The organism is Nonomuraea sp. NPDC003707 (assembly GCF_053587055.1).
Window position 1 is genome coordinate 14,455 of record NZ_JBSFNK010000042.1, and the last position, 23,373, is coordinate 37,827.

Below are 23,373 nucleotides of genomic sequence, written 5' to 3' on the forward strand. Positions count from 1 at the left end.
CACATTCCGAGGGGTTGTGTTGTCGGTTCGGTGAGATCGAGAAGGGAAACCTCGCCATGTCCGAACACCCCACCCTCACCAAGGTCATCGTCATCGGCGGCGGTTACGCCGGAACGCTGGCGGCCAACCATCTGCGGAAGCGCGCCGACGTCGGGATCACCGTGCTCAATCCCCGCCCGGAGTTCGTCGAACGGGTCCGGCTGCACCAGTTCGTGGCCGGCACCAGGGAGGCCACGGTGGACTACGGCACGCTGCTCGGCGACGGCATCCGGTTGGTCGTCGACAGCGCCACGCGCATCGACACCACCACCCGTACAGTGCGGCTGGAGTCGGGCGGCGCGCTGGACTACGACTACGTCATCTACGCCGTCGGCAGCACCGGGGCGATACCGTCCTCGGTGCCCGGGGCGGCCGAGTTCGCGTTCGACATCGCCGAGTACGAGCCCGCGCAGCGGCTGCGTGCCAGGCTGGAGGAGTTGCCCCTCGATGCTCCGATCACCGTGGTCGGCGGCGGGTTGACCGGCATCGAGACGGCCGCCGAGCTGGCCGAACAAGGACGCGCGGTCACGCTGGTGTGCGGCCGGGCCCTGGCGCCGTCCTTCGGCGCGCCCGCGCGCCGGGCCGTGGCCACGTGGCTGTCCCGGCACCGCGTCGCGGTGCTCGAGGACGGCATGGTGCGCGAGGTCCGCCGGGACGCGGTCGTCTTCACCGACGGTGGGGTACGCGCGAGCGCGCTGACCATCTGGGCGGGCGGTTTCGGCGTGCCGCGGTTGGCGGCCGCGAGCGGGCTGAGCACCGACGCGCTCGGCCGGCTGTTCACCGACGAGACGCTGACCAGCGTCGACGACGACCGCATCGTGGCGACCGGCGACGCCGCCGCGCCTTCCGGCCGGCCGCTGCGGATGAGCTGCTACGCCGCCGGCCCGCTCGGGGCGCAGGCCGCCGACACCGTGCTGAGCCGCATCGCCGAGACCGAACCGGCGGTGATCAGCCTGGCCTTCTCGGGCGCGTGTGTCAGCCTCGGCCGGCACACCGGCATCCGGCAGCTCGCCCGCAAGGACGACACCGCGGTGAACCTCTACGTCGGCGGCCGCATGGGCGCGACGATCAAGGAGGTGACCTGCAACTTCGCGGTGAAGAGGATCCGCCGCGAGGCCCGCAGGCCAGGTTCCCTCTTCTGGGTGAAGGGCGGCCCGCGGCCCGAGCAGCCTTACGGGGCCGAGCTGCCCAACAGGTGATCCGCCCGTTCCGTGCGCAGGTGAAGCGCGGTTCGGCCCTTGCGCTGCGTCGAGACGAGACCCGCCCCTCGCAGCGCGCCCAGGTGTTGCGAGACGGCGCTGGGGGTGATGCCCAGGCGGGCGGCCAGGGCCGCGGTCGTCCGGGGTTCGGCCAGGGCGGCGAGCAGCGCCGTCCTCGTGTGCCCCAGCACCGGGGCCAGGCCCGCCAGCGCCGGCGGGGGCGGCTCCCAGAGCAGGCCGACGCCCACCGCCGGATAGCGGATCGACGCGGCGGCGACGGGGGACTTGTCGACGCCCACGTTCGGCCAGTTGAAGACGCTGGGCAGCAGGACCAGGCCCTGCCCACCGGTGTCCACCGTGTAGACGGCATGCGAGGTGCGCCGGCCGTGCACCACCAGCTGGCCGCCGTCCCAGGCGATGTCCCGGTGCAGCTCGGCGAACAGCGCCTGTACCCCGCCGTCCACCAGGGTGAGCGCCCGCCTGGCGACGTCGGCTTCCAGCACCGCCTGCATCCGGCCCCACTGCGGAGCGATCACCAGCTCGTGGCACCGGTGGAGCGCCTGCGCCAGCCGCGGCAGCACCGTTGCCGGCTCGGGGGCCTCCTCGGCCGGCATGCCCATCACCGCTCCGTACTCGCGCCGGAAGAAGAGCTCTTCCGTGGCCCGCAGCAGCTCCAGCTCCATGGCCATCGACGGCAGCCGCTCCTGCGGCACCGGGAACAGGAACGACGGCATGGGTCCCGCGACGAGCGCCCGCAGCAGCGGCAGCTCGCGCTCATCCGCGATCAGCGGACGTGCCCTGCGCACCCAGGGCCGGTGCACCGCGTGCCCGCCCGTGCCCAGCAGGATCCGGAGTGCGAGCACCGTCTCCCCCAGCGGCGAGACGGCGAACCGCACCCTGGCCACCGACGCCGCGGTGAACCTGATCTCGACCGCCATCCGTCCCACCCATCATGTAGCTGTGGCTAAACGATAGCCACCGCCGCCGCCACCCCTCACGCTGCGGGGCATGGAGTCCTTCACCTCGTACGACGGCACCAAGCTGAGCTACCACGTGGCCGGGGACGGTGCGCCGGTGGTCTGCCTGCCCGGCGGGCCGACGGCCGCCACCTATCTCGGCGACCTCGGCGGCCTGTCCGCGCACCGGCAGTTGATCATGCTGGACCCGCGCGGCACCGGCCGGTCCGCGAAACCCCAGGACACCGCGTCCTACCGCTGTGACCGGCTCGTCGCCGACGTGGAGGCCCTGCGCGCCCACCTGGGCCTGGACCGGATGGACCTGCTCGCGCACTGCGCCGGTGCGAATCTGGCCGCGCAGTATGCGGCCCGCCACCCGCGGCGCGTCGGCAGGCTTGCGCTGATCACCCCGAGCGTCCGCGCCGTCGGCATCGCGATCTCAGGTGACCTCCGGCGCGAGACGGCTCGGCTGCGCCGCGACGAGCCGTGGTTCCCGGAGGCGTTCGCGGCCCTCGAAACGATCGTGGCGGGCCGGGCCACGAACGACGACTGGCAGGCCGTCGCGCCGTTCTCCTATGGCCGGTGGGACGAGGTGGCGCAGGCCCATCACGCGGCGGATGCGGAGCGGCAGGACCCGGAGGTCATGACGGCCTTCGGTGCCGAAGGCGCCTTCGACCAGGACGCCACCCGCGCCGCGCTCGCCCGGTTCGCATCGCCCGTACTGTTGCTCGCCGGAGAGGTCGATCTGGGAGCGCCTCCTCCGGCCATGGCCGAGTTCGCCGGGCTGTTCCCGAACGCCGAACTCGTCATTCAGCCCCGAGCCGGACACTTCCCGTGGCTCGACGACGCCCGGTTCAGGTCCGCCGTCGCGGCGTTCCTGGAGTAGCCGGCGGCGGGCCGCTGCTCTCCCGCACGATGAGCTCCGGCTCGTTCCAGGTCGGAAGGGACAGTGCGGCCTCCGGCTGCAGCCTGCGCAGCAGCAGGCCGAAGCACGCGCGGCCGAGACCCTCGAAGTCGAGCCGTACGGTGGTGAGCGAGGGGTGCAGGTAGGCCGACGCCGGCGTGTCGTCGAAGCCGACCACGCTGAGATCGCCGGGGATGTCCCGACCGGCCTCGCGCGCGGCCCGCATGACGCCCAGGGCCAGGTCGTCGTTGCCGCACAGGATGGCGGTCACCGAGCGGTCCGCCAGCAGGGAGCGCACCGCGAGGTATCCGGAGCGGGGAGTCCAGCCGCCGCGCAGAGGGTCGGGCAAGGGGCGGCCGGCGGCCCGCAGCGCGTCCTGCCAGCCACGGGTCCGCTGCGGAAGCGCGCTGGTGGAGGACGGGATGGCCACGTAGTGGACGGTTTCGTGCCCCAGGCTCAGCAGGTGGCGCGTCGCGTGCGCCGCCGCGGCCCGGTCGTCCAGCCAGACCTGCCATGGGTTGTCGCCCGAGCCGTTGTCGGGGCGTTCGACGGCGGCCGTCACCGGCACGTCCGGCGGCAGCTCGCGGAGCGCCCGCTCGCCGGGGTCGTCGTAGGCGATCACCATGACGGGCTCCTGGGGGCGGTTGAGGCGCAGGGCGACGTCCGTACTGTTCGCGCCCGGCTCCAGCACGCTGATGCCCACCGAGAAGCCGGCGGCCCTGGCCGCCTCCTCCATGCCGCGCAGCGTGGCCGCCGCGCCGAACAGGGCGGTGTCGGAGGTCAGCACGGTGACCGAGCTCGCCGGGCCACCGGCCAGCGTCCGGGCGAGCCGGTTGGGGCGGTAGCCGAGCTCGGCGATGACCTGCATCACCTTGGCCCGGGTCGACTCGCTCACGCGGGTCTTGCCGTTGATGACGCGGGAGACGGTCTGCTGGGAGACGCCGGCCACTCGGGCGACGTCCCAGATGCTCGCGGACCGGCCGGAAGGAGTGTCGTTCGGTGGCGTGTGACCGGTAACTCCCATGGTCCAGAGCCTACTTGACGGCTCCCTCGGCGAGGGAGCCGTCCGCTTGTGCCTCAGGGGTTGGCAGCGCTGTGCCGCACACCTGCCTCGGCCGGGACGACGGAGGTCGCCATCCCGTTCAAGGTGAGCTTGAGGATCGGTGCGATGGTTCCGCCGAATGCCGCTCGTGCCTGCGCGGCCCGCGCGGATCGGAGATCCACGCCCGGGGACGATCGGTAGTTGGCGAAGCTGACCACGTGGAGGTCCGGCAGCACCAGCCAGGCGTAGGCCTGGTCCGGTTCGGCGCTGGGATTCCGGAGTACGAGCCCGGACCCGTTGAGCGGCTCGTACGGCCCCGTCAGGCTGGGAGAGACGAAGCCGTAGAGCCCGGTGGGCGCGGAGTCGGCCGGGTGGAAACAGTGGCGCTGAGTGGAGAAGAAGAGGTAGTACCGGGACCGGTGGACGATGATGTGCGGCCGTTCCAGCTCATGGTTGATGCCCTCGGCCACGACGAGAGGCGGCAGCAGGGACCAGGTGCCGTCCCGCGTCTCGGCCAGGGCGATCGCACCGCTGAAAGGGTCGCCTTCCGCGACGGACGCGGCGACGAACAGGTAATCGCGCCCGTCGGCCGGGTCGCGGAACCAGCCGGGATCGCGAAACGCCCTGATACGTCCCGGCGCCCCGGTGATCTCCTCGGCCGGCAGGTACATGCGGCCGTCCGAGCGGAGGAGCTCACGGTGCTCGGCGCCCGGGTCCAGCAGGATCCGGCGGCCGCCGGCGACCAAGGCGGGGCGGGCCTCGACGACGCGCTGCCGGAACGTCGGGGGCGTTTCTCCGCGCCGTCCGGCGGCCGTGTAGAACACCGACACGGTGTCGTCGGGGCGGCGGACCGCCGATCCCGACCATTCCCGGCTGCCCGGCGAGGCGCCGTCGGCGAACGCGTGCCCCAGGTCCGTCCAGCTGTCGCCGTCCTTGGCGAGCAGGCGGATGCGGGCCTGGTCGTGGCGCTCCTCGGGGTGAGCGAGGATCGGCGCCGACAGCGCCATCCACAGCTCCTGGCCGCCGATCACGCAGGTCGAGCCGTCTTCCTCCTGAACGGGCCACAGGTCCCACAGGTCGTGGTCCGGCAGGATTCGGGGCAGGGCCGCGGGGTCGAAGACGGGTGCCGTGGTCGCGGCGGCTTCGACGAGCAGCTCCAGGTGCCGCCGCGTCCAGCGCGCGGGCCGGCCGGCGCTCATGCGGCTCCCGTCGGATCCGGCGCAGCGTTCAGTCGCCCTGGTGTGGGCATGCGGACAACCTTCCTTTTCATCCGCGCCTGCGCTCCTGCGGGTCGAGCAGGGCGGCGTGGGCCGGTTCGATCGCTCCGGTGATTCCCGAGTGGTCGCACGGCGCCCGCGAGGGTCTCCTGGGGTGTGGTCGTCGGCATCGTGCGGGTCGCGATGTCCCGTTCATCGGCGTCAGCCCTTCAGGGAGCCCTGGAGCAGGGCCTTGACGAAGTGCCGCTGGAAGATGAGGAAGATCACGAGCGTGGGGGTCAGGATCAGCAGCGACCCGGCGCACAGCAGCGGGATGTCGGTGCCCCACTGCCCCTGGAAGGCGCCCAGCGCGCCGGACATGGTGCGCTTGGTCGGGTCGTCGACCAGGACGATGGCCAGCAGGAACTGGTTCCAGGTCCACAGGAACAGCAGGATGCCCAGGGACGAGATCGCCGGCATGGCCAGAGGGACGTGGATGCGCCGGAACAACTGCCAGACGTTGGCCCCGTCCATCCGCGCGCTCTCCGACAGCTCTCCGGGCATGTTGACGAAGTGCGCGCGCATCCAGAAGACGGAGAACGGCATGAACAGGCCGATGAGCGGAAGGATGATCGCCCAGCGCGTGTTGAGCAGTCCCATGTCGCGGATCTGGTAGTACAGCGGCGTGATGATGCCCTCGAAGGGCAGGGTCAGGCCGAGCACGAACAGCAGGAAGATCACGCGACCGCCGATGACGCGCAGGTGGCCGATGGCGAAGCCGGCCATCGTCGCCAGGACGATGGAGATCGGGACCACGCCGAGCACGATGAGGACGCTCGACTTCAGCAGCTCGCCCATGTTCGCGGCCCGGAAGGCGGCGAGGAAGTTGCCCCACTGCGGGTCGGCCGGCCAGGCCAGCCCGGCCGGGTAGGTGCCTGACGGGTGCAGGGCGGTGACGAACAGACTGAGGAACGGCAGGATCGTGATCGCCATCATGGCGATGAGCAGCACCCTGCCGGTCCAGGACTCCCGCCACGAGGTGATCATCGGTTGCCCTCCTTGGTGAACCACTGGATGGGAAGGGCGCAGGCGATCACGAGGACCATGAGCACCAGGGCCAGGGCCGAGGCCATGCCGACCTCGCGTTCGGAGAAGGCCAGGTAGTAGATCTGCAGGCCGGGCACCATGGTCGTGTTGCCCGGGCCGCCCTGGGTGGAGATGTAGATGATGTCGAAGCTGGCCAGGGCCGCGATCACGGTCACGGTGACGCAGACCGCGATCTCCTGCCGCAGGCTGGGGACGGTGATCGAGACGAACTCCCGCCACGGGCCGGCGCCGTCCAGCCGGGCGGCCTCGTACAGCGCCGGGTCGATCTTGCTCATGCCGGCCAGTAGCAGCAGCGTGCACAGGCCGAGGAGCACCCATGCGCCGATCATCCCAACCGCCGGCAGCGCGGTGGAGAAATCGCCCAGCCAGGCCCGGGTGATCCCGCCGAGGCCGACGAGCGAGAGTAGCTGGTTGATCACGCCGGTGGAGGCCAGCAGCCAGCTCCAGGCGATGCCGGCGGCCACCAGCGGGATGACCTGCGGCAGGAAGAGAACGGTCCGCGCCACGAGGGCGAGCCGGCTTTGGGCGATGCGCCGGATCGTGGCGGCGATGGCCAGGCCCAGCAGGACCGGGATCGCGCTGAAGAAGACGATGAGCTTGACGGCGTTGATCAGCGAGTCGTACAGGTCCGGGTCGGTGAAGACCTTCCCGAAGTTGGCCAGACCCACCCAGGTGGACGGGCCGATGCCGTCCCACTCGTACAGCGAGTACTGGAACGTCAGGGCGATCGGACGCAGGACGAAGACCGCGTAGAAGGCGAACGCCGGCGCGACGAACAGCCAGCCGACCAGGCCGCGCGCGTCGCGCAGCCTGGCCGCGACCGGGCGGCGGTGCGAGGATCGGGCGCCGGCGGGGCGGGTGACCACCTGCTTCAGTTCCCTTCGAGCTGGCCGGCGTAGTCGGCCTGGACCGTCTTCAGCAGCTCCTGCGGCTTCTGCTGCCCGGCCACCAGCTTCTGCAGCTGGGGCGTCCAGCTCTTGGCGTAGATGGCGCCGGTGGCGTTGGCGATGAAGTCCATCGCGCCGTTGTCCTTGGAGATGTCCGCTCCGGCCGCCAGCGTGCCGGCGGTGACCTTGTCCGCGGCGACCTCGGGCATGTACGCGTCCGCGGGACCCATCGGGCGCGAGCCGCCGACCTCGACGCCGATCTCGCGGGCCCGCTTGTCGGTGGCCACCCAGTCGAGGAAGAAGGCGGCGCAGTCGGCGTTCTTGGCGTTCGCGGCGATGCCGAAGGTGAGGGGCGCCGACATGGCGGCCCGCTTGCCGCCCTGCTGCGCCGGCGGCATCAGGGAGAAGCCGACGTCGCCCGGCATCTGCTTGTCGAGGTTGCCGGACTCCCAGTCGCCGTTGAACATGAACAGCCCCTGGCCGTCGATGAAGCGGCTCATCATCGTCGCGTAGTCGACCGCGTTGACGTCCTTCTGGAAGTATCCCGCCTTGATCCACCGTTCCAGGTGCTGAACGGCCTGCAGGTTCGATGGGGTGTCGATCGTGGCGCCGGGCTTCTGGAAGATCCAGTCGTTGATCGGGGCGGCCGGGCCGTAGGAGGCCATGAGGTCCTGCAGCGGGAACGCCAGGCCGCCGGTGGCGCCGCCGTTGAACTGCACGATGGGCGTGATGCCCGCCTTCTTGGCCTTGTCCAGCAGCGCGTCGAGCTCGGCCAGCGTGGCGGGCGGCGCGGACATTCCGATCTTCGCGGCGAGCTTCTTGTTGTAGAAGATCCCGGTCATGCTGAAGTTGAGGCCCAGGGCGTACAGCGAGCCCTCGCCGCGCGGCCGTCCGCCCGGGCCGAGGCGCAGCTGCTCCAGCTGGGAGGCCGGCCACTTGTCCCAGCCGAACACCTTCGCGTAGCCGTCGAGGTTCTTCAGCAGGTTGTCCTTGACCAGCTCGGAGACCTGGGGCAGGCGCATCAGGTCGGGCGGGTTGTCCGCCAGCACGCGGGGGGCGTTCTGCGTGATCACCGCGAACTGGTCCTCGCGGATGTTCCACGTGACGTTCGGGTGCTGCTTGGTGAACTCGGTGGTCAGCGCCTTGGGCAGCGGGAAACCGGTCTCGAAGTAGCCGTTCATCGTGATCGGCGCCGTGCCGCAGGTGGGCGCCGCGGACGGGGCCGACGCGCTGGTGGCCGCGGGCTGCGGGCTGTTGCTGCCGGGAGCCGCGCAGGCGGCGGCCAGCGTCCCCATGGCGATCACCAGCGCGGCCCCGGAGCGACCTCGACGAGCCATGTGCATCTCCTCTGCTGCCTGGGACAATCGGCGCAGGCTGATGTCCCGAACTCCGTTGCTAAATCGGGTTAGCGCCCGTTAGTCTCACGGTGCGTGTCGTACGATGTCAACCCCCCGTAACCCACTCTTGACGATCGGAGGTTCTGGGTGAGCCCACGACGGGTCACCTTGGCGGATGTGGCCAAGGCTGCCGGTGTCTCCCGCACGACCGCATCGCTCGTCCTGTCCGGCCGCGGCCGCGAGCTGCGCATCTCTCAGGACGTCGAGCAGCGGGTGCTGAAGGCGGCCGACGAGTTGCAGTACCGGCCCAACATCGTCTCCGTCGGCCTGCGCACGGGCACCACCCGGACGATCGGCTTCATCTCCGACACCATCGCCACCTCGCGGCTGGCCGGTGACATGATCAAGGGAGCGCTCGAGGCCGCCCGCGACCGCGGATTCATGCTGTTCATCGGTGAGACCGAGGGCGACGCCGAGCTCGAAAGCCTCCTGCTGCAGGCCATGCATGACCGGCAGGTGGACGGGCTCGTCCTGGCCTCGATGTTCACCAGGACCATCAAGGTGCCCAAGACCATCACGGCCACGCCCGCCGTGCTGCTCAACGCGCTGCCCGAGCAGCCCACTCCCCTGCCCGCGGTCCTTCCCGACGAGGTCGAGGCCGGCCGCCGCGCCGCCCGCATCCTGCTCGAGGCCGGCCACCGCGACGGCATCTACCTGATCGGCGCCGGTCCGGGTCTGCGTGACGTGCCCGCCGAGAGCGTCGCGGCGGTGGAACGGCTCGTCGGCATCCGCGAGGCGCTCGGCGAGGTGGGGGTCGAGGTGGCGGGTGCCCGCACCTGCCCCGACTGGCAGCCCGAATACGGCCTCGCCGCGACCCGCGACCTCCTGCACACCGCCCAGCCGCGCGCGCTGGTCTGCTTCAACGACCGCATCGCCATGGGCGCCTACCAGGCACTCGACGATTTCGGGCTCAAGGTGCCCGCCGACGTCTCCGTCGTCTCCTTCGACGACCATCCCATCGCCTCGTGGATGCGCCCCAAGCTGACCACCGTGGCACTGCCCCATTACGAGCTGGGCCGCAAGGCCGTCGACGTGCTGTTCACCGAGATCGACCGCGACCGCACGGACGGCGACCGGGTGGGCGAAGTGCACCGGGTTCCGATGCCCGTACGCAGCCGCGAGTCCGTCGCGCCGTCACCCCTCGGCTGAAGGCCCTCCAGGGAGACGAGGCGGGCGTTGACACCCCGGCGTGATCGAAACTAAGTTGGCCGAGAAAAGTGATCGATCACTTTTTGGGTCGTCCGAGGGAGTGTTCATGCCTGCGTTTCCGTCCCCGGTCCGCGTCGCCGTCGTCGGCGCCGGGGGCATCGCGAGAATCAGCCACCTTCCCGCCCTGGCCGCGGCCGGCGACGCGGTGCGGGTCGTGGCCGTGTGCGACGTCGACTCCGCCCGCGCGAACGAGCTGGCCGATTCCCACGGCATCCCGGGCCGCTACACGGATGTGGCGGACCTGCTGGCGCGGGAGAGCCCCGATCTGGTCGTCGTCGCGACCCCGCCGGTGGCGCACCGGGAGGCGTTGATCGCCGGCCTGGACGCCGGCGCGTGGGTCTGGTGCGAGAAGCCGCCGACGCTGTCGCTGGCCGAGTACGACGAGATCACCGCTCACGAGAAGGACGGCGGCCCGTACGCCGGTTACGTCTTCCAGCACCGCTTCGGCAGCGCGGCCCAGCGGCTGCGCCGGCACATCGGCGACGGCGAGCTGGGTTCGCCGCTCGTCGCGGTGTGCAACACGCTGTGGTACCGCGGCCACGACTACTTCGAGGTGCCGTGGCGTGGCAAGTGGGAGACCGAGGGCGGCGGCCCGACCATGGGCCATGGCATCCACCAGATGGATCTCCTGCTCAGCCTGCTCGGCGACTGGCACGAGGTGCACGCCGTGGCGGCGACGCTCGGCCGCAAGGTCGAGACCGAGGACGTGTCGTTCGCGATCGTCCGGTTCGCCTCCGGCGCCGTCGGCTCGATCGTGAACAGCGTGCTGTCCCCCCGCGAGACGAGCTACCTGCGCTTCGACTTCAGCGACGCCACCGTCGAGGTCGAGCACCTCTACGGCTACGACAACTCCCACTGGCGCTGGACGCCCGCCCCGCATGTCACCGACCAGGACAGAATCGCCGGCTGGGCACCGGCCGAGAACACCGGCAGCTCCCACCGCGCCCAGCTCGCCACCCTGCTGACCGCCATGTCAGCCGGCGAGCGGCCCCCGGCGAGCGGCGCCGACGGCAGGCGCGTCATGGAGCTGATCACGGCCATGTACCAGTCGGCCATCACGGGACGGCCCGTCACCCGGGCCGAGCTCGACGAGACGAACCCCTTCTACCACTCGCTCAACGGCGGCGACCTGCCGACCGCCCTCAGCCGCCTCCAGCACCAGGAGTCCGACCATGCCTGAAACCAAGCTCAGCGTCCGCGACGAGGACAGCTCCCTGATCGTCACCGCCGGCGACGTGGACATCGCGCAGTACGTCTACCGGCCGGACGCGCCCGACGCCGAGGCGCCCAAGCCGTACCTCCATCCCCTCCGCAGCCTCACCGGCGCCCCCATGTCGGTCTACCGCCCGTGGGACCACCGCTGGCACAAGGGCCTGCAGATGACCTGGGCCCACCTGTCCGGGCAGAACTTCTGGGGCGGCCCCACGTTCTCGGTGGAGAAGAACTACCACTGGCGCGACAACCTCGGCCACATGCACCACATCGACTTCCCCGGCGTCTCCGCCGACGGGGAGCGGGTGGCGATCGACGAGACCCTGCACTGGGTCTCGTCGGCGGGCGAGCACTGGATCACCGAGCAGCGCCACCTGGCCTTCCACGGTGTGGACGCCGAGCGCGGCATCTGGGCGCTGGACTTCTCGACGAAGCTGCTCAACGTCCGCGGCGCCACTCTCGAGTTCGGCAGCCCCACCACGCACGGCCGCCCGCTGGCGGGGTACGCGGGCTTCTTCTGGCGCGGCCCCCGGTCCTGGACCGGCGGGACGATCATCGCCGCCGGCGGGAAGGGCGGCGAGGAGATGATGGGCGCCGAGGCGCCCTGGCTCGCCATCACGGGTCAGCACGACGAGATCGACGGCGGCGGCACCGTGCTGGCCGTCGCCGGCCACTCCAGCGCGTCGGTGCCGATCAAGTGGTTCGTCCGCAAGGAGGCGTTCGCCGTGATCAGCCCCTCCCCCTCCTTCGACGAGGAGATCGCGCTGGCCGACGGCGACACTCTCGAACTGACGCACCGCTACGTCTTCATCGACCGCGTCTGCGAGCGCGCGGAGCTCGACGACCTCGGCGCGGAGTTCGCCCTATGACGCCGCTCTTCCCCGGCGGCACCTCGATCAGCGACCTGGCGGTCTACGACTGGGAATGCGCCGACGGCGTCCATGGCGGCACCCCGCACCTGCACACCGTCTCGACGGAGGCCTACGTCGTTACCGGGGGCCGCGGGGAGGTGCACACCCTCAGCGCCGCGGGCTTCGCCCGGGACCGGCTCGAAGCGGGCACGGTGTTGTGGTTCTCCCCCGGCACGATCCACCGCCTGGTCAACGAGGAGGATCTGCGGCTGATCGTGATCATGCAGAACGCGGGGCTGCCCGAGGCCGGCGACGCCGTCCTCACCTTCCCCGCCGACGTGCTGCGCGACCGTGACGCCTATCTCGCCGCCGCCACGCTGCCGGCGGACGGCTCGGAGGCCGAGCGCGCGGCCGCCGCCCGGACCCGCCGCGACCTCGCCGTCACCGGCTTCCAGCAGCTCCTGAAGGACGTGGACGACCGGGGCGGCCAGGCGCTGGCGGACTTCCATGGCCTCGCCGCCGCGCTCGTCCGCCCACGGGCCGGGTCGTGGGCCGAGCTGTGGAGCGGGACCGTCGAGGCCGAGACCGAACGCACCCGCCGGCAGCTCGCGGCGATCGCCGACGGCGACCCGGCCCACCTCGGGCAGGCCGCCGTCGTCCGTACCACGCCCAGACCCGGGCCCCGGGCGTTCGGCATGTGCGGACGCCTCCAAACCTGGACGCCCGAGCCCGGCGCGGGGAGCGGGGTCAGCCAAGAACGATCGTGGTCAGGGCACGCGGCAGGAGCGTGACCGCCCCGTCCGTCACGGGGACGGGCCCGAGTGACTCGTCCTCGTCCGTCAGGTAGGCAGCGACCTCGCCGCCCACTCCCTCCCAGGTCACGGGGGTCATGCCGGTGTTGAGGACCTCGACGACCCGGGAGCCGTCGGGGTTGCGGAACGCGGACACCTTCAGGGCGGGCTTCGTGACCGCCGTTTCGAGCCTGACCGCGCCGGGCCTGACGAAGCGGCTGTAGGCGGCCAGCGCCCACAGCCGCTTGGAGACCCGGTAGGACTTGGCCGCCTCGTCGATCAGCAGCAACGCCCGGGTGTTTCCGACGGAAGCGCCCAGCCAGTACACATAGCCGGAGACGTGGCCGAGGGTGAGCGCGTCGTGCACGGCCAGGGCGATCGTGAAGCCGTCGGAGCCGCTGCCGTCGTACCAGTTCTCGTTCCAGCTGGTGCCGTTGGGGTGCCACTCCGACATCCACGTCGGCCGTTCCGTCGGCAGCGGGGAGTCCACGGGGGTGGCGTAGCTGTGCCCGGTATGGACCTTCACCCAGCGACGGGCCTCGGCGTCGGCCTCGATCGCGGCCGTGTACGCCCTGGCCTCCGTCCAGCCGACCGACTCGCAGCACACCACCCGCACTCCCGAGGCGATGGGACCGAGCACCTTGACGAACTGGGCGGCCTCCTCGGGGGTGAAGCGCATGGAGGCGTACGGGGCCGTCCAGTCGGGCTCGTTCGCGAACCCCAGGTCGGTGATCCGGATGCCTTCCCGCGCGTAGAACCTCGTGTACTGCACCAGGTAATTCGCGTAGGCATGCCGCCACTCCGGCTTCAGCCTGCCGCCGTTCCTGTCCTCGCCGGTGTCCTTCATGTAGCCGGGCGCGCTCCAGGCGACGGCGAAGAAGCGCCGCACGCCGTACTCCTGCGCGGCCTTGGCCAGCCACACCTGGCCGTTGTCGTCGCCGTCCCACACGTACTCGGGCGCTGCGTCCGGGCCGCCGGGGTCCTCGGGCTGGATCGACACCATCTCGTCGTACGGGCTGCCCGCCGGGGACGAGCCGATGCCGAGCCGCAGAATGCTCAGCCCGGCGCCCTTCTCGCGGCTGAACCACAGGTCGAGGATCTCCCGCTGCCTGTCCTCCGGGAGGGCCCTGACCAGTTCGTTCCGCCGGAACGCCATGGAGACCCCGAACCCGTCGATGGTCTGGTGCCGGACTCCATCGTCGATCGTGATCGCCGGTGGATCGGCCGGCCGGGGTTCGTTCATCGCGGGAACTCCGAGCATGTGACTACGACGACCTTGCTGGCGACCATCCTGCCCGAACTCTGGATCCGGCGCCTCGACGAGTCGACCCCGTTGAGTGCCGCGCGCAGGCCGGCCAGGTTGTCGGCCGGCGCGATCGCATATTAGTGATCGATCACTTTAGCGTCAACGCTAGGCTGTCCCGCAAGGAGCGAGGAAAGGGGGTCCCCTTGGGCGAGTCCGGGACGCCGCGCGTCACGATCCACGAGGTGGCCCGGCGTGCGGGCGTTTCCCACCAGACGGTTTCCCGCTACTTCCGCCACAACGAAGGCTTGAAGCCGGAGACCCGCAGGAAGATCGACCTGGTCGTCCAGGAGCTCAACTACCGGCCCAACCTGGTCGCGCGCTCCATGCGCACCCGGCGCACCAACCGGCTGGCGATCACCCTTCCCGCCTCCACCTATCTGTGGCCGGTACGCCTGCTCAGCGCCGCCTCCACGGCCGCTCACGCCGAAGGCTTCCAGCTGGAGGTCGTCAGCATGGAGGGCGACCCCCGCGCCAGGACGGAGCGGATCCTGGAGCTCGCGGGCTCGGGGCAGGTCGAGGGCATCCTGTCCTTGACGCCCCTCGAGATCGACCCCGGGGCGTCGCCCGTCCCCATCGTCGTCACGGGCGACTACGACGACAACCTCCGCAGCGTCAACGAGCTCGCGGACGCCTCTCCGATCCGCGAGATCATCGAATATCTCGCCTCGCTGGGGCACAGAGTCTTCTTCCACATCGCCGGCACGCAGGCTTTCGCCTCCGCCCGCAATCGCAAACTGCTCTACGAGCAGACGATCAAGCAGTACGGGCTCACGTCGTACGGCATCGCCCTCGGGGACTGGAGCCCGCAGTCCGGCTACGACGCCGTCCGGGGGCTGCCCGAAAGAAGCGGCGTGACCGCCGTCGTCGCCGCGAACGACCACGTGGCCATGGGCGCCGTACGAGGAGCGCTCTCCCGGGGCTGGCGCGTTCCCGACGACGTCAGCGTGTTCGGCTGGGACGACGAGGAACTGGGGCGCTTCGCCAGCCCGTCGCTCTCCACGGTGGCCGTCGATCGCGAGGTTCAGGGGCGGGAGGCCATGGCCAAGCTCATCGCGGAGGTCCGGGGCGAGCCGGTGCCGGAATCCCCCTCACGGTCGATCAACCGGGTGATCGTACGCGAGACCGTGGGTCCGCCACCGTAGGCGTGCGGGCAGGGCGGTGTGTGATCGATAACGCATGGGCCGGCCAATAGCTGCGATGGCCACCAACCCGCCACGCTGAAACTTTCACCCTGCCTTGACATGCGCTGGGCGCCGCCCTTACACCGTTGGGTGTTATCGATAACGCACCTCATGCATCGGCTCGGCAGAGAGAGTTGCGCGATGTCCAGACGTAGACCCTTGTTGACCGCCTTAGCGGTCGTGGCGCTCGTCGTCCTGGTAGCCACCGGCGGCCCGGCACTGAGCGCCGACTCCGGCAGGGCGTCACCCGGTGCCGTCGCGGCGACCGCGGGATGCGGCAAGGCACCGGGGCTGGCGAGCGGTACGCGTTCGATCCAGACCAGCGGCAAGAACCGCAGCTACATCCTCAAGGTCCCCGACAACTACGACATGAACCACCCCTACCGGCTGATCTTCGGGCTCCACTGGCTGGGCGGCACCGCCACCGACGTCGCCACGGGCCAGACCGTGCAACGGGACGTCTGGGCCTACTACGGGCTCCAGCGCCTGGCGAACAACAGCACGATCTTCGTCGCCCCTCAGGGCTTCAACAACGGCTGGGGCAACTCCAATGGTGAGGACCTGACCTTCGTCGACGACCTGGTCCGGCAGATCGAGGGAGCTCTCTGCGTCGACACCACGCAGCTGTTCGCCACGGGTTTCAGCTACGGCGGCGCCATGTCGTACGCGATCGCCTGCGCCCGCGCCAACGTCTTCCGCGCGGTCGCGGTCCAGTCCGGCGGCCAGCTCAGCGGCTGCAGCGGCGGCACCCAGCCGATCGCCTACCTGGGGATCCACGGCATCAGGGACGGCGTGCTCAACATCTCCGGCGGACGATCCCTGCGTGACCGGTTCGTCCGGAACAACGGCTGCACCGCCCAGAGCCCGCCCGAGCCGGCGCAGGGCAGCCTGACGCACCGAGTCACCACCTACTCCGGATGCTCGGCCGGCCATCCGGTCGTCTGGGCTGCGTTCGACGAAGGTCACATCGCCGCGCCACAGGACGGGGCCGGCGGCGACAGCGGCTCGCGGACCTGGGTCCCGGCGGAGGTGTGGAAGTTCTTCACCCAGTTCCAGAGCGGCCCGACACCGACACCGACCCCCGTTCCGGGGGCGTGCTCGGCCGCGATCGAGACAACCAACAGCTGGGACGGCGGGTTCCAGTCGACGGTGACGGTCCGGGCGGGCAGCGCGCCGGTCGACGGCTGGACCGTGAAGTGGACCTGGCCCGGCGGGCAGAGCATCAGCAGCCTGTGGAACGGCACGCAGAGCGGCTCCGGCTCCGCCGTGACGGTCCGCAACGCCTCCTACAACGGCTCCATCGCCGCGGGCGCCTCCACCACCTTCGGCTTCACCGCCAGCGGCACCGCGGCCACCCCCACCGCCACCTGCACCAGCCCCTGATGAGGAGGGTCCTTGCGCACGGTCGGAACGCTTCTCGCCGCCGGCATTCTCATAGGCGGTCTGATCGCCCTGGAAGACCAGGCCGGCGCCCTGGACAACGGGGTCGCCCGCACGCCCCCCATGGGCTGGAACAGCTGGAACACCTTCGGCTGCAGCATCAACGAGACGCTGATCAAGCAGATGGCCGACGCCATCGTCAACTCCGGCCTGCGCGACCTCGGCTACAAGTACGTCGTGGTCGACGACTGCTGGTTCGACCCCGCCCGCGACTCGGCGGGGAACCTGCGGGGCAACCCGTCGCGATTCCCCGGCGGGATGAAGGCCCTCGGCGAGTACCTGCACGCCAAAGGGCTGAAGTTCGGCATCTACCAGGTGCCCGTGGACAAGACCTGCGCCCAGTACTTCGGCGGCTACCCGGGCGCGACCGGAAGCCAGGGGCACGAGGTCCAGGACGCCAAGCAGTTCGCCGCCTGGGGGGTGGACTACCTGAAGTACGACTGGTGCTCGCCCAACGGCACCATCGACGACCAGGTCCGCACGTTCGCGAAGATGCGCGACGCGCTGGCGGCGACCGGGCGGCCGATCGTCTACAGCATCAACCCGAACAGCATCCACGCCAAGACCGGGCCCCAGCGCAACTGGGGCGACGTCGCCAACCTGTGGCGGACGACCGAGGACATCACCAACAAGTGGAACACCGGCCAGACGAACGGGTACCCGATGGGCATCCAGAACATCGTCGACGTCACCGTCCCACTCGCCTCGTACGCCAGGCCAGGCGCGTTCAACGACCCCGACATGATGGAGATCGGCCGGGGCGGCATGACCGACACCGAGATGCGCAGCCACTTCGCCCTCTGGGCGATCATGGCCTCACCCCTCATCGCCGGGAACGACCTGCGCGCCATGGACCCGGCGACGACGACCATCCTGAAGAACCCGAACCTGATCGCCATCAACCAGGATCCGCTCGGCCTGCAGGCACACCAGGTCAGCAACGACGGAACCCGGCGCGTGCTGGCCAAGAAGCTCGGCAACGGCGACGTCGCGGTCGCCCTGTTCAACCAGGGCGGCGGCACGACCACGATCAGCACCACCGCGTCCGCGATCGGTTTGACGGGCGATTCGTTCACCCTGCGCGACGCGTGGACGAACACCGTCAGCACCAGCACCGGCACCATCTCGGCCGCCGTGCCGTCGCACGGCACCGTCGTGTACCGGGTCAGCGGCGGCACCACGTCGTCGCCGAGTGGTTGCGGGGCGACGTACCGGCTGGTCAACGACTGGGGCACCGGCTTCCAGAGCGAGGTGACCGTCAGCAACAACGGGCCGTCCGCGATCGACGGCTGGACCGTGAAGCTGACGCTGGCCGGTGGCCAGACCATCACCAGCCTGTGGAACGGCGTGAACACCGGCACCACCGGCACGGTGACCGTCGGGAACGCCTCGCACAACGGCACCATCGCCGCCAACGGGACGACGACGTTCGGCTTCACCGCCAACGGCAACGGCTCGACCGCCCCCACCGGCTTCACCTGCACGACCCCGACCTCTCAAGGAAGGTAAGCGACCCATGCGACAGGGTCCTACGCGGGCACGGCCTTTCGCCGGGCGGCGGCCGCCGCCACGTTGACGGGCATGCGCCCGAAGATCAGGCCGTGGAAGGGGCTGATCGCCCACCAGTAGAGGTGCCCGAGCAGGCCGTGCGGGTGGAAGATCGCCCGCTGCCGGTAGAAGGTGCCACCGCCGGAGCGGGAGACGCTCAGTTCCAGCCAGGCCAGGCCCGGCAGTCGCATCTCGGCGCGCAACCGCAGCAGGCGACCGGGCAGCACCTCTTCCACCCGCCAGAAGTCGAGCGTGTCGCCCGTCCTCAGCCGGTGTGCGTCACGCCGCCCGCGGCGCAGCCCGACGCCGCCGAAGAGCCTGTCCAGCAGGCCGCGCAGGTGCCAGGCGACCGGAAGGGAGTACCAGCCGTTGTGACCGCCGATACCCTCGATGACCTGCCACAACGCCTCGGGGTCCGCGTCCACCCGGAGGCTGCGGCAGTCGATGTAGAGGCTGCCGCCCGCCCAGTCGGGATCGGTCGGCAGCGGATCGCTCGGGGCGCCGGGTGTGGAGGCCGAGGACCAGCGAGTGGCGACGTCCGCCTCCTTGATCTTCTTGAGCGCCAGTGAGACGGCCTCGCGGAAACCGATCAACCCGTCCTCCGGGTCGGTCACGTAGCGAGCGATGTCGTGCTCGCCGCAGATCCCCTCATTGCGCAGTGACTCGACCAGCGGCCGCGCGATCCCCGACGGGACCGGGGTGACCAGGCCCACCCAAAGGCTCGACAACCTCGGGGTGAGCACCCTCACGGGAATGATCGCGCGGTGGGGCAGACCGGACACGGACGCGTACCCGTGCATCATGTCGGCGTAGGTCAGCACGTCCGGGCCGCCGATGTCGAAGGCACGGTTGACCTCGTCGGGCACGCTCGCCCAGGCGGTGAGGTAACGCAGCACGTCCCGTACGGCGATGGGTTGCGTGCGGGTGTGCACCCAGCGGGGCGTCGTCATGACCGGCAACCGTTCGGTCAGGTATCGCAGCATCTCGAACGACGCCGAACCGGAGCCGATGATGACCGCGGCCCGCAGCACCACCGCCGGCACGCCTGCCCGCAGGAAGATCTCGCCCACCTCCGCCCTGGACCGCAGATGAGGGGAAAGCCGCTCGCTGGGGACGAGCCCACCGAGGTAGACGATGCGACGTACCCCCGCCTGCTCGGCCGCCGCCGCGAACGTCTCGGCGGCCCTGCGGTCGTTCTCGGCGAACTGCCCGGCCCCGCCCATCGTGTGGATCAGGTAGTAGGCCACCTCGATGCCGTCCAGGGCCTCCCGGGTCTGTCCGGGATCGGTGGCGTCCGCCTTGACGACCGACGTCCGCGCCACCCAGGGCAGGTCCCGCAGCCTCTCAGGGGATCGTGCCATGCAGCGGACCTCGTGACCTGCCGCGAGCAGTTCGGGGGCCAGCCGGCCGCCGATGTAGCCGGTCGCCCCGGTGACCAGACAACGCGCCATCTCCGCACCCTCCGCTGTGGGGTGTGCCCTTCGGGCCGGGCTACCCAGCAGATCGGGACATAACCGCACGTCAGAGCGCTACGAGTCGCGGGCGCGCCGCAGCACCGGCAGACCCGAACCGGAGTCGAGCACGAGGCGGTCTCCAAGCGGCCGGGCGAGCGACGCTCCCCTGCACCCGCTCGGGCCGGGCGGTGACGGCCGCGGGGTCGACCGCCACGTGGACCTTCTTCTGCTCGACCCCCTCGACGGTGAACATCCAGGCGGGCACCTGGATCGCGCCGCGGCTGGTCTCCAGCGGAACCTTGCCCAGCCTGGCCCCGGTCACCCGGAGGAGGCGGCGGACCGGAGTGCGCCGCAGCCAGAGACGGCGATTGAGGCCGTTGCACGCGGTGACAGCGTTATCACTGTGACGTCAGGGGACGCCCTCACCCTCCTGTGATTACTTATCGCATGGACAAGCTACTCACAGTAATCGTACGAGGTGAAAGGTCTCCATGCGCAGCATCCTGACCAGGACCGTCACGGCTATCGCCGCCATCGCGACGCTCGGCTTCGCCGCCCCCGTGCCCGCCCAGGCAGCGGCCCCGGCCTACTTCGAGTTCACCGACTTCACCCGGGCACAGTTCATCGTCCAGATCACCGACCCCGACAAGATCCAGCACGCCCGCGACCTGCTCAGCGGCGCCACCACGGACCGGCCACACGTCATCGGACGCATCGCGCCGCGCCCCGCTCCCTACAACCCTCGCTGGAGCTACCAGCTGCGGCCCGAGACGATCGACTTCTTCGACGTCGCGATCGAGGTCTGCGACGCGACCATCCCCTACGTCGAGGAGAACCTGGACGAGGCCGGCGGGGCGTTCCTGCCCGGCTACGTCTGGTGCCCCTGGTCTTCCAAGCTCGTGCGCGAAATTCCGACGGCATAGGCCCTGACGTCGTCTGCCATCGCGGCCCCCGGAGAAGCGATCCGGGGGCCGCCCGCGCAGTTCGACCGCCCTTGACGACGCAGCCCGTACCATCGGGCGCATGACGTGCGTGCTGGTCGTGGAGGACGACCTGGTCATCCGGTCCGAGCTGGTCGAGGCGCTGGCCGCCCAGGGTTACGAGGCGGAGCCGGCCGCGGACGGGGCCGAGGCGCTGCGGGCGGCGGAGCGGCAGCAACCCGATCTCGTCCTGCTGGATCTGGGGCTGCCCGACGTGGACGGGGTGGCCCTGTGCCGGCGGCTCCGGGCAAGGACGCCGGACACGGTGATCGTCGTGCTCACGGCCCGTACCCAGGAGTTCGAGGTCGTGGTGGCACTCGACGCGGGTGCCGACGACTACCTGACCAAGCCGTTCCGGCTGACCGAGCTGATGGCCAGGATCCGCGCCCACCTGCGGCGGCGCGGACCGGCCCAGGGGGAACGGCTGCTGACCGCCGGGCGGCTGCGGCTCGATCTGCCCGCCCGGCGCGCCTACGTCGGGGAGGCGGAGGTGGCGCTGCGGCCCAAGGAGTTCGATCTGCTGGCGGCGCTGGTGAGCCGGGCGGGCGAGGTGGTGACGCGCGAGCAGCTCATGGACGAGGTGTGGGACGAGAACTGGTTCGGTCCGACCAAGACCTTGGACGTGCACGTGTTCGCGCTGCGCCGCAAGCTGGCCGAGCACGGCGAGGGGATGGAGCGGATCGTCACGGTACGGGGGCGCGGCTACCGCTACGAGCCATGACCATCACCTGCCGTGGCCGGGCAGCAGCAGGCTGAACAGCGGTGGTCTGGCCCGGCTGAGCACCAGCCTGCCGCCTTCGGCCTCGGCCAGCGAGCGGGCGAGGGCGAGGCCGATGCCGTGGCTGTCGCCGCTGGTCCTGACGAACGGATCGACGCCCTCGGCCACGCCCGTCCCGTGATCGCCCACCTCGATGGCCAGCCCGGGGCCGACGTCGGAGACGGTGACCGCGACCTCTCCATGGCCGTGACGTACCGCATTGTCGACGAGTACGCGCAGGATCTGCCGGACGGCCGCGGGCTGAGCCGTCGCCGGCGGCAGTTCCGGCTCCACGGTGATCGTCAGGCGGCGGCCGTGCTCGGCCAGCGGACCGTGCCACTCCTGCCGGACCTCCTCCATCAGCCCGCCGACGTCGAGGTGTTCGGTCGGCACGCGGCTGTCGCGGCTGAGTCGTACGAGATCGTCGATCACCTCCTGCAGCCGCTCGCCCCTGCTCAGCGCGGCCCGTACCGCCGGAACCAGGTCTGCTCCGGGGCGGGACAGGGCGGATTCCAGGCCGAGCAGCAGGCCGGTCAGACCTGTGCGGAGCTGATGGGAGACGTCGGCGCTGAAGGCCCGCTCGCGCGACAGCACGGCCCCGAGGCGGCGGGCGGTCGACTCCAGGGCCTGCCCGGCCTGGTCGGCCTCGCGCAGGCCGGAAGGGGAGGCGCGGACGCTGAAGTCGCCGCCGCCGAGGGCCTGCGCGGCGGTGGTGAGCCGTTCGAGCGGCGCGGCGAGCCTGGCCGACTGCCGCACGGCCGCGCCCGCGGCCAACGCGATCACGATCAGCGCGAGTCCGCCCAACAGCAACCATGCCTCGTGAACGCGCTCCTCGACCTGCGCGTTCGGTGTCGCCACCCGGATGACCACGGCGGTGCCCTCATCGGAGGGGACCGGCGCGGACACGGCCAGGAAACCGCCCTCGACGGCGTCGTGGACGCGTCCGTCCTTGCTGGAGACGGTCAGCCGTGAGTGGGCGGGACCGTCGCCGAACAGCCGGGCGCCGGTCACGTTGTAGCCGCCGATGGCCAGGTCACCCGACATGCCCGTCGGCAGTCTCAACGGCGTCCGCGGCTCGTCGGGCACGGCTGCGGCGACCCAGGCCGCGTCGCGTTGCAGGGCCGCCACGGTCTGGTCGTGGAAGAGCAGGCTCACCGCGACCGCCAGCGGCACCAGGAAAAGCGCGACGGCCAGGGCGGTCACGCTCACGATCACCACCAGCACCCGCCGCCGCAGCGGCACGCCCCGCGCTGTCACCCCTCCAGAGTGGCAGACACAAGGTAAACGCCCCGCTAACCCGCTGTTGGGACGCTCTCCGCCCGGCTTCGGACCAGGATTAACCCCGCGTTATGAATGGCCGAACCTTCCGCTGTCCCACGTTTGCGCAGACTGACGGGGTCTGTACGACGTCAATACATCGGAGATATTTCAATGCGTAAGTCCATGCTCATCCCCGGACTCGCCACCGTGGCCGTCCTCGTCGCGGGCGGCGGAGCCGCCGCGTTCGCCTCCTCCACCGGCCAGAGCCCCGCCCCCGCCGCCACCCAGTCCGCCGCCCCCGCCGAGAACGAGGCCGCCACGCCCCAGGAGAGCGCGGAGCCCGACGAGGGCACCAAGGAAGACGAGCAGGGCCAGACGGCCGAGGCCGAGGACGGTGACGACGACCAGGTCGGCGAGCAGTCCGAAGCCGAGGACGGCAACGACGACAACGCTCAGGAAGGCAAGCAGGGCCAGGCGGACGACCAGCACGAGCAGGAGGGCAAGGGCGACGCCTCCGAGCCCGAGGACGGCTGAACCAGGCGCCGGGCACCCCGCTCGGGTGCCCGGCTCGGTCGTGAGCGTGCGGCGGCCACAGGAAGATCTTTGCCTGTCTTCGCGCGTTCGCCATGTGCCCGGGGTATCGCCCGCGCCATCATG

General features: G+C 70.8%; 22 protein-coding genes. 12 read left to right on the forward strand and 10 right to left on the reverse strand.

The annotated features are described in order from the left end of the window. Nucleotides 1–56 precede the first annotated feature (56 nt). Entirely contained in the window at nt 57–1,238 is a 1,182-nt protein-coding gene (locus ACWDRB_RS56835; protein ID WP_449909405.1) for an NAD(P)/FAD-dependent oxidoreductase, read from the forward strand. Here ACWDRB_RS56835 and ACWDRB_RS56840 read toward each other — a convergent pair. Continuing rightward, the gene (locus tag ACWDRB_RS56840) at nt 1,211–2,176 is read right to left on the reverse strand and encodes a DUF5937 family protein (RefSeq protein ID WP_449909408.1); all 966 of its coding nucleotides are present in this window, start codon (nt 2,174–2,176) and stop codon (nt 1,211–1,213) included. The genes ACWDRB_RS56835 and ACWDRB_RS56840 overlap by 28 nt on opposite strands. Nucleotides 2,177–2,246: 70 nt before the next feature. Here ACWDRB_RS56840 and ACWDRB_RS56845 point away from each other — a divergent pair, with 70 nt between their 5' ends. Next, complete coding sequence (locus ACWDRB_RS56845) at nt 2,247–3,080, forward strand: alpha/beta fold hydrolase (RefSeq protein WP_449909411.1); 834 nt, start codon at nt 2,247–2,249, stop codon at nt 3,078–3,080. On the opposite strand, the gene ACWDRB_RS56850 is transcribed toward ACWDRB_RS56845, so the two are convergent. The 5 genes from ACWDRB_RS56850 to ACWDRB_RS56870 all read right to left on the reverse strand — a co-directional run bounded on the left by ACWDRB_RS56850 (nt 3,049) and on the right by ACWDRB_RS56870 (nt 8,667). After that, nucleotides 3,049–4,122, reverse strand: a complete 1,074-nt coding sequence (locus ACWDRB_RS56850; protein WP_449909414.1) for a LacI family DNA-binding transcriptional regulator — start codon at nt 4,120–4,122, stop codon at nt 3,049–3,051. The two genes, ACWDRB_RS56845 and ACWDRB_RS56850, sit on opposite strands and share 32 nt — an antisense overlap. A 53-nt stretch (nt 4,123–4,175) precedes the next feature. Continuing rightward, nucleotides 4,176–5,339 carry a glycoside hydrolase family 68 protein gene (locus ACWDRB_RS56855; protein ID WP_449909417.1) on the reverse strand — a complete coding sequence of 388 codons (1,164 nt, stop codon included), beginning with the start codon at nt 5,337–5,339 and terminating at the stop codon, nt 4,176–4,178. Nucleotides 5,340–5,558: 219 nt separating this feature from the next. Continuing rightward, nucleotides 5,559–6,383 (reverse strand): carbohydrate ABC transporter permease, encoded by an 825-nt coding sequence (locus ACWDRB_RS56860; protein WP_350739560.1) that lies wholly within the window; start codon nt 6,381–6,383, stop codon nt 5,559–5,561. After that, a complete protein-coding gene (locus ACWDRB_RS56865) occupies nt 6,380–7,309 on the reverse strand; it encodes a carbohydrate ABC transporter permease (RefSeq protein ID WP_355197887.1) in 930 nt (309 codons plus the stop codon). Before ACWDRB_RS56865 ends, ACWDRB_RS56860 begins: the two co-directional genes overlap by 4 nt. Before the next feature lie 5 nt (nt 7,310–7,314). Then, nucleotides 7,315–8,667, reverse strand: coding sequence for an ABC transporter substrate-binding protein (locus ACWDRB_RS56870; protein WP_449909420.1), 1,353 nt, complete (start codon nt 8,665–8,667; stop codon nt 7,315–7,317). 147 nt (nt 8,668–8,814) lie between these two features. On the opposite strand from ACWDRB_RS56870, the gene ACWDRB_RS56875 reads away from it, so the two are divergent. The 4 genes from ACWDRB_RS56875 to ACWDRB_RS56890 all read left to right on the forward strand — a co-directional run bounded on the left by ACWDRB_RS56875 (nt 8,815) and on the right by ACWDRB_RS56890 (nt 12,790). Beyond that, nucleotides 8,815–9,876 (forward strand): LacI family DNA-binding transcriptional regulator, encoded by a 1,062-nt coding sequence (locus tag ACWDRB_RS56875; RefSeq protein WP_449909423.1) that lies wholly within the window; start codon nt 8,815–8,817, stop codon nt 9,874–9,876. 106 nt (nt 9,877–9,982) lie between these two features. Further along, nucleotides 9,983–11,116 (forward strand): Gfo/Idh/MocA family protein, encoded by a 1,134-nt coding sequence (locus tag ACWDRB_RS56880; protein ID WP_449909425.1) that lies wholly within the window; start codon nt 9,983–9,985, stop codon nt 11,114–11,116. Then, entirely contained in the window at nt 11,109–12,017 is a 909-nt protein-coding gene (locus ACWDRB_RS56885) for a DUF6807 domain-containing protein (RefSeq protein WP_449909428.1), read from the forward strand. The genes ACWDRB_RS56880 and ACWDRB_RS56885 overlap by 8 nt, the downstream gene beginning before the upstream one ends. Beyond that, nucleotides 12,014–12,790, forward strand: a complete 777-nt coding sequence (locus tag ACWDRB_RS56890) for a cupin domain-containing protein (protein WP_449909431.1) — start codon at nt 12,014–12,016, stop codon at nt 12,788–12,790. Before ACWDRB_RS56885 ends, ACWDRB_RS56890 begins: the two co-directional genes overlap by 4 nt. On the opposite strand, the gene ACWDRB_RS56895 is transcribed toward ACWDRB_RS56890, so the two are convergent. Next, complete coding sequence (locus ACWDRB_RS56895) at nt 12,747–14,033, reverse strand: glycoside hydrolase family 30 protein (RefSeq protein WP_449909434.1); 1,287 nt, start codon at nt 14,031–14,033, stop codon at nt 12,747–12,749. The genes ACWDRB_RS56890 and ACWDRB_RS56895 overlap by 44 nt on opposite strands. A gap of 206 nt (nt 14,034–14,239) precedes the next feature. Between ACWDRB_RS56895 and ACWDRB_RS56900 the strand changes: the two genes are divergently transcribed. The 3 genes from ACWDRB_RS56900 (at nt 14,240) to ACWDRB_RS56910 (ending at nt 18,226) form a co-directional block, all read left to right on the forward strand. After that, nucleotides 14,240–15,238 (forward strand): LacI family DNA-binding transcriptional regulator, encoded by a 999-nt coding sequence (locus ACWDRB_RS56900; protein WP_449909437.1) that lies wholly within the window; start codon nt 14,240–14,242, stop codon nt 15,236–15,238. Nucleotides 15,239–15,418: 180 nt separating this feature from the next. Further along, the gene (locus ACWDRB_RS56905; protein ID WP_449909440.1) at nt 15,419–16,660 is read left to right on the forward strand and encodes a cellulose binding domain-containing protein; all 1,242 of its coding nucleotides are present in this window, start codon (nt 15,419–15,421) and stop codon (nt 16,658–16,660) included. Between the two features lie 12 nt (nt 16,661–16,672). After that, nucleotides 16,673–18,226, forward strand: a complete 1,554-nt coding sequence (locus tag ACWDRB_RS56910; protein WP_449909443.1) for a cellulose binding domain-containing protein — start codon at nt 16,673–16,675, stop codon at nt 18,224–18,226. 20 nt (nt 18,227–18,246) lie between these two features. On the opposite strand, the gene ACWDRB_RS56915 is transcribed toward ACWDRB_RS56910, so the two are convergent. Both ACWDRB_RS56915 and ACWDRB_RS56920 read right to left on the reverse strand, forming a co-directional pair. After that, complete coding sequence (locus tag ACWDRB_RS56915; RefSeq protein WP_449909446.1) at nt 18,247–19,716, reverse strand: SDR family oxidoreductase; 1,470 nt, start codon at nt 19,714–19,716, stop codon at nt 18,247–18,249. A 70-nt stretch (nt 19,717–19,786) separates the two neighbouring features. Continuing rightward, nucleotides 19,787–20,041: a hypothetical protein gene (locus ACWDRB_RS56920; protein ID WP_449909448.1), complete on the reverse strand. Its 255-nt coding sequence runs from the start codon at nt 20,039–20,041 to the stop codon at nt 19,787–19,789. 169 nt (nt 20,042–20,210) lie between these two features. On the opposite strand from ACWDRB_RS56920, the gene ACWDRB_RS56925 reads away from it, so the two are divergent. Continuing rightward, a complete protein-coding gene (locus ACWDRB_RS56925) occupies nt 20,211–20,642 on the forward strand; it encodes a BP74-related protein (RefSeq protein WP_449909451.1) in 432 nt (143 codons plus the stop codon). Between the two features lie 100 nt (nt 20,643–20,742). Beyond that, nucleotides 20,743–21,420, forward strand: coding sequence for a response regulator transcription factor (locus ACWDRB_RS56930; protein ID WP_449909453.1), 678 nt, complete (start codon nt 20,743–20,745; stop codon nt 21,418–21,420). A 3-nt stretch (nt 21,421–21,423) separates the two neighbouring features. On the opposite strand, the gene ACWDRB_RS56935 is transcribed toward ACWDRB_RS56930, so the two are convergent. Further along, the gene (locus ACWDRB_RS56935; protein ID WP_449909455.1) at nt 21,424–22,713 is read right to left on the reverse strand and encodes an ATP-binding protein; all 1,290 of its coding nucleotides are present in this window, start codon (nt 22,711–22,713) and stop codon (nt 21,424–21,426) included. Nucleotides 22,714–22,887: 174 nt separating this feature from the next. Between ACWDRB_RS56935 and ACWDRB_RS56940 the strand changes: the two genes are divergently transcribed. Further along, nucleotides 22,888–23,250 carry a hypothetical protein gene (locus tag ACWDRB_RS56940; protein ID WP_449909458.1) on the forward strand — a complete coding sequence of 121 codons (363 nt, stop codon included), beginning with the start codon at nt 22,888–22,890 and terminating at the stop codon, nt 23,248–23,250. Nucleotides 23,251–23,373 lie beyond the last annotated feature (123 nt).

Excerpts from the sequence above, each read along its gene's own strand:
- ACWDRB_RS56835 (WP_449909405.1), top strand. The coding sequence starts at position 57 with ATGTCCGAACACCCCACCCTCACCAAGGTCATCGTCATCGGCGGCGGT.
- ACWDRB_RS56840 (WP_449909408.1), bottom strand. The coding sequence starts at position 2,176 with ATGGCGGTCGAGATCAGGTTCACCGCGGCGTCGGTGGCCAGGGTGCGG.
- ACWDRB_RS56845 (WP_449909411.1), top strand. The coding sequence starts at position 2,247 with ATGGAGTCCTTCACCTCGTACGACGGCACCAAGCTGAGCTACCACGTG.
- ACWDRB_RS56850 (WP_449909414.1), bottom strand. The coding sequence starts at position 4,122 with ATGGGAGTTACCGGTCACACGCCACCGAACGACACTCCTTCCGGCCGG.
- ACWDRB_RS56855 (WP_449909417.1), bottom strand. The coding sequence starts at position 5,339 with ATGAGCGCCGGCCGGCCCGCGCGCTGGACGCGGCGGCACCTGGAGCTG.
- ACWDRB_RS56860 (WP_350739560.1), bottom strand. The coding sequence starts at position 6,383 with ATGATCACCTCGTGGCGGGAGTCCTGGACCGGCAGGGTGCTGCTCATC.
- ACWDRB_RS56870 (WP_449909420.1), bottom strand. The coding sequence starts at position 8,667 with ATGGCTCGTCGAGGTCGCTCCGGGGCCGCGCTGGTGATCGCCATGGGG.
- ACWDRB_RS56880 (WP_449909425.1), top strand. The coding sequence starts at position 9,983 with ATGCCTGCGTTTCCGTCCCCGGTCCGCGTCGCCGTCGTCGGCGCCGGG.
- ACWDRB_RS56885 (WP_449909428.1), top strand. The coding sequence starts at position 11,109 with ATGCCTGAAACCAAGCTCAGCGTCCGCGACGAGGACAGCTCCCTGATC.
- ACWDRB_RS56890 (WP_449909431.1), top strand. The coding sequence starts at position 12,014 with ATGACGCCGCTCTTCCCCGGCGGCACCTCGATCAGCGACCTGGCGGTC.
- ACWDRB_RS56895 (WP_449909434.1), bottom strand. The coding sequence starts at position 14,033 with ATGAACGAACCCCGGCCGGCCGATCCACCGGCGATCACGATCGACGAT.
- ACWDRB_RS56905 (WP_449909440.1), top strand. The coding sequence starts at position 15,419 with ATGTCCAGACGTAGACCCTTGTTGACCGCCTTAGCGGTCGTGGCGCTC.
- ACWDRB_RS56915 (WP_449909446.1), bottom strand. The coding sequence starts at position 19,716 with ATGGCGCGTTGTCTGGTCACCGGGGCGACCGGCTACATCGGCGGCCGG.
- ACWDRB_RS56925 (WP_449909451.1), top strand. The coding sequence starts at position 20,211 with ATGCGCAGCATCCTGACCAGGACCGTCACGGCTATCGCCGCCATCGCG.
- ACWDRB_RS56930 (WP_449909453.1), top strand. The coding sequence starts at position 20,743 with ATGACGTGCGTGCTGGTCGTGGAGGACGACCTGGTCATCCGGTCCGAG.
- ACWDRB_RS56940 (WP_449909458.1), top strand. The coding sequence starts at position 22,888 with ATGCGTAAGTCCATGCTCATCCCCGGACTCGCCACCGTGGCCGTCCTC.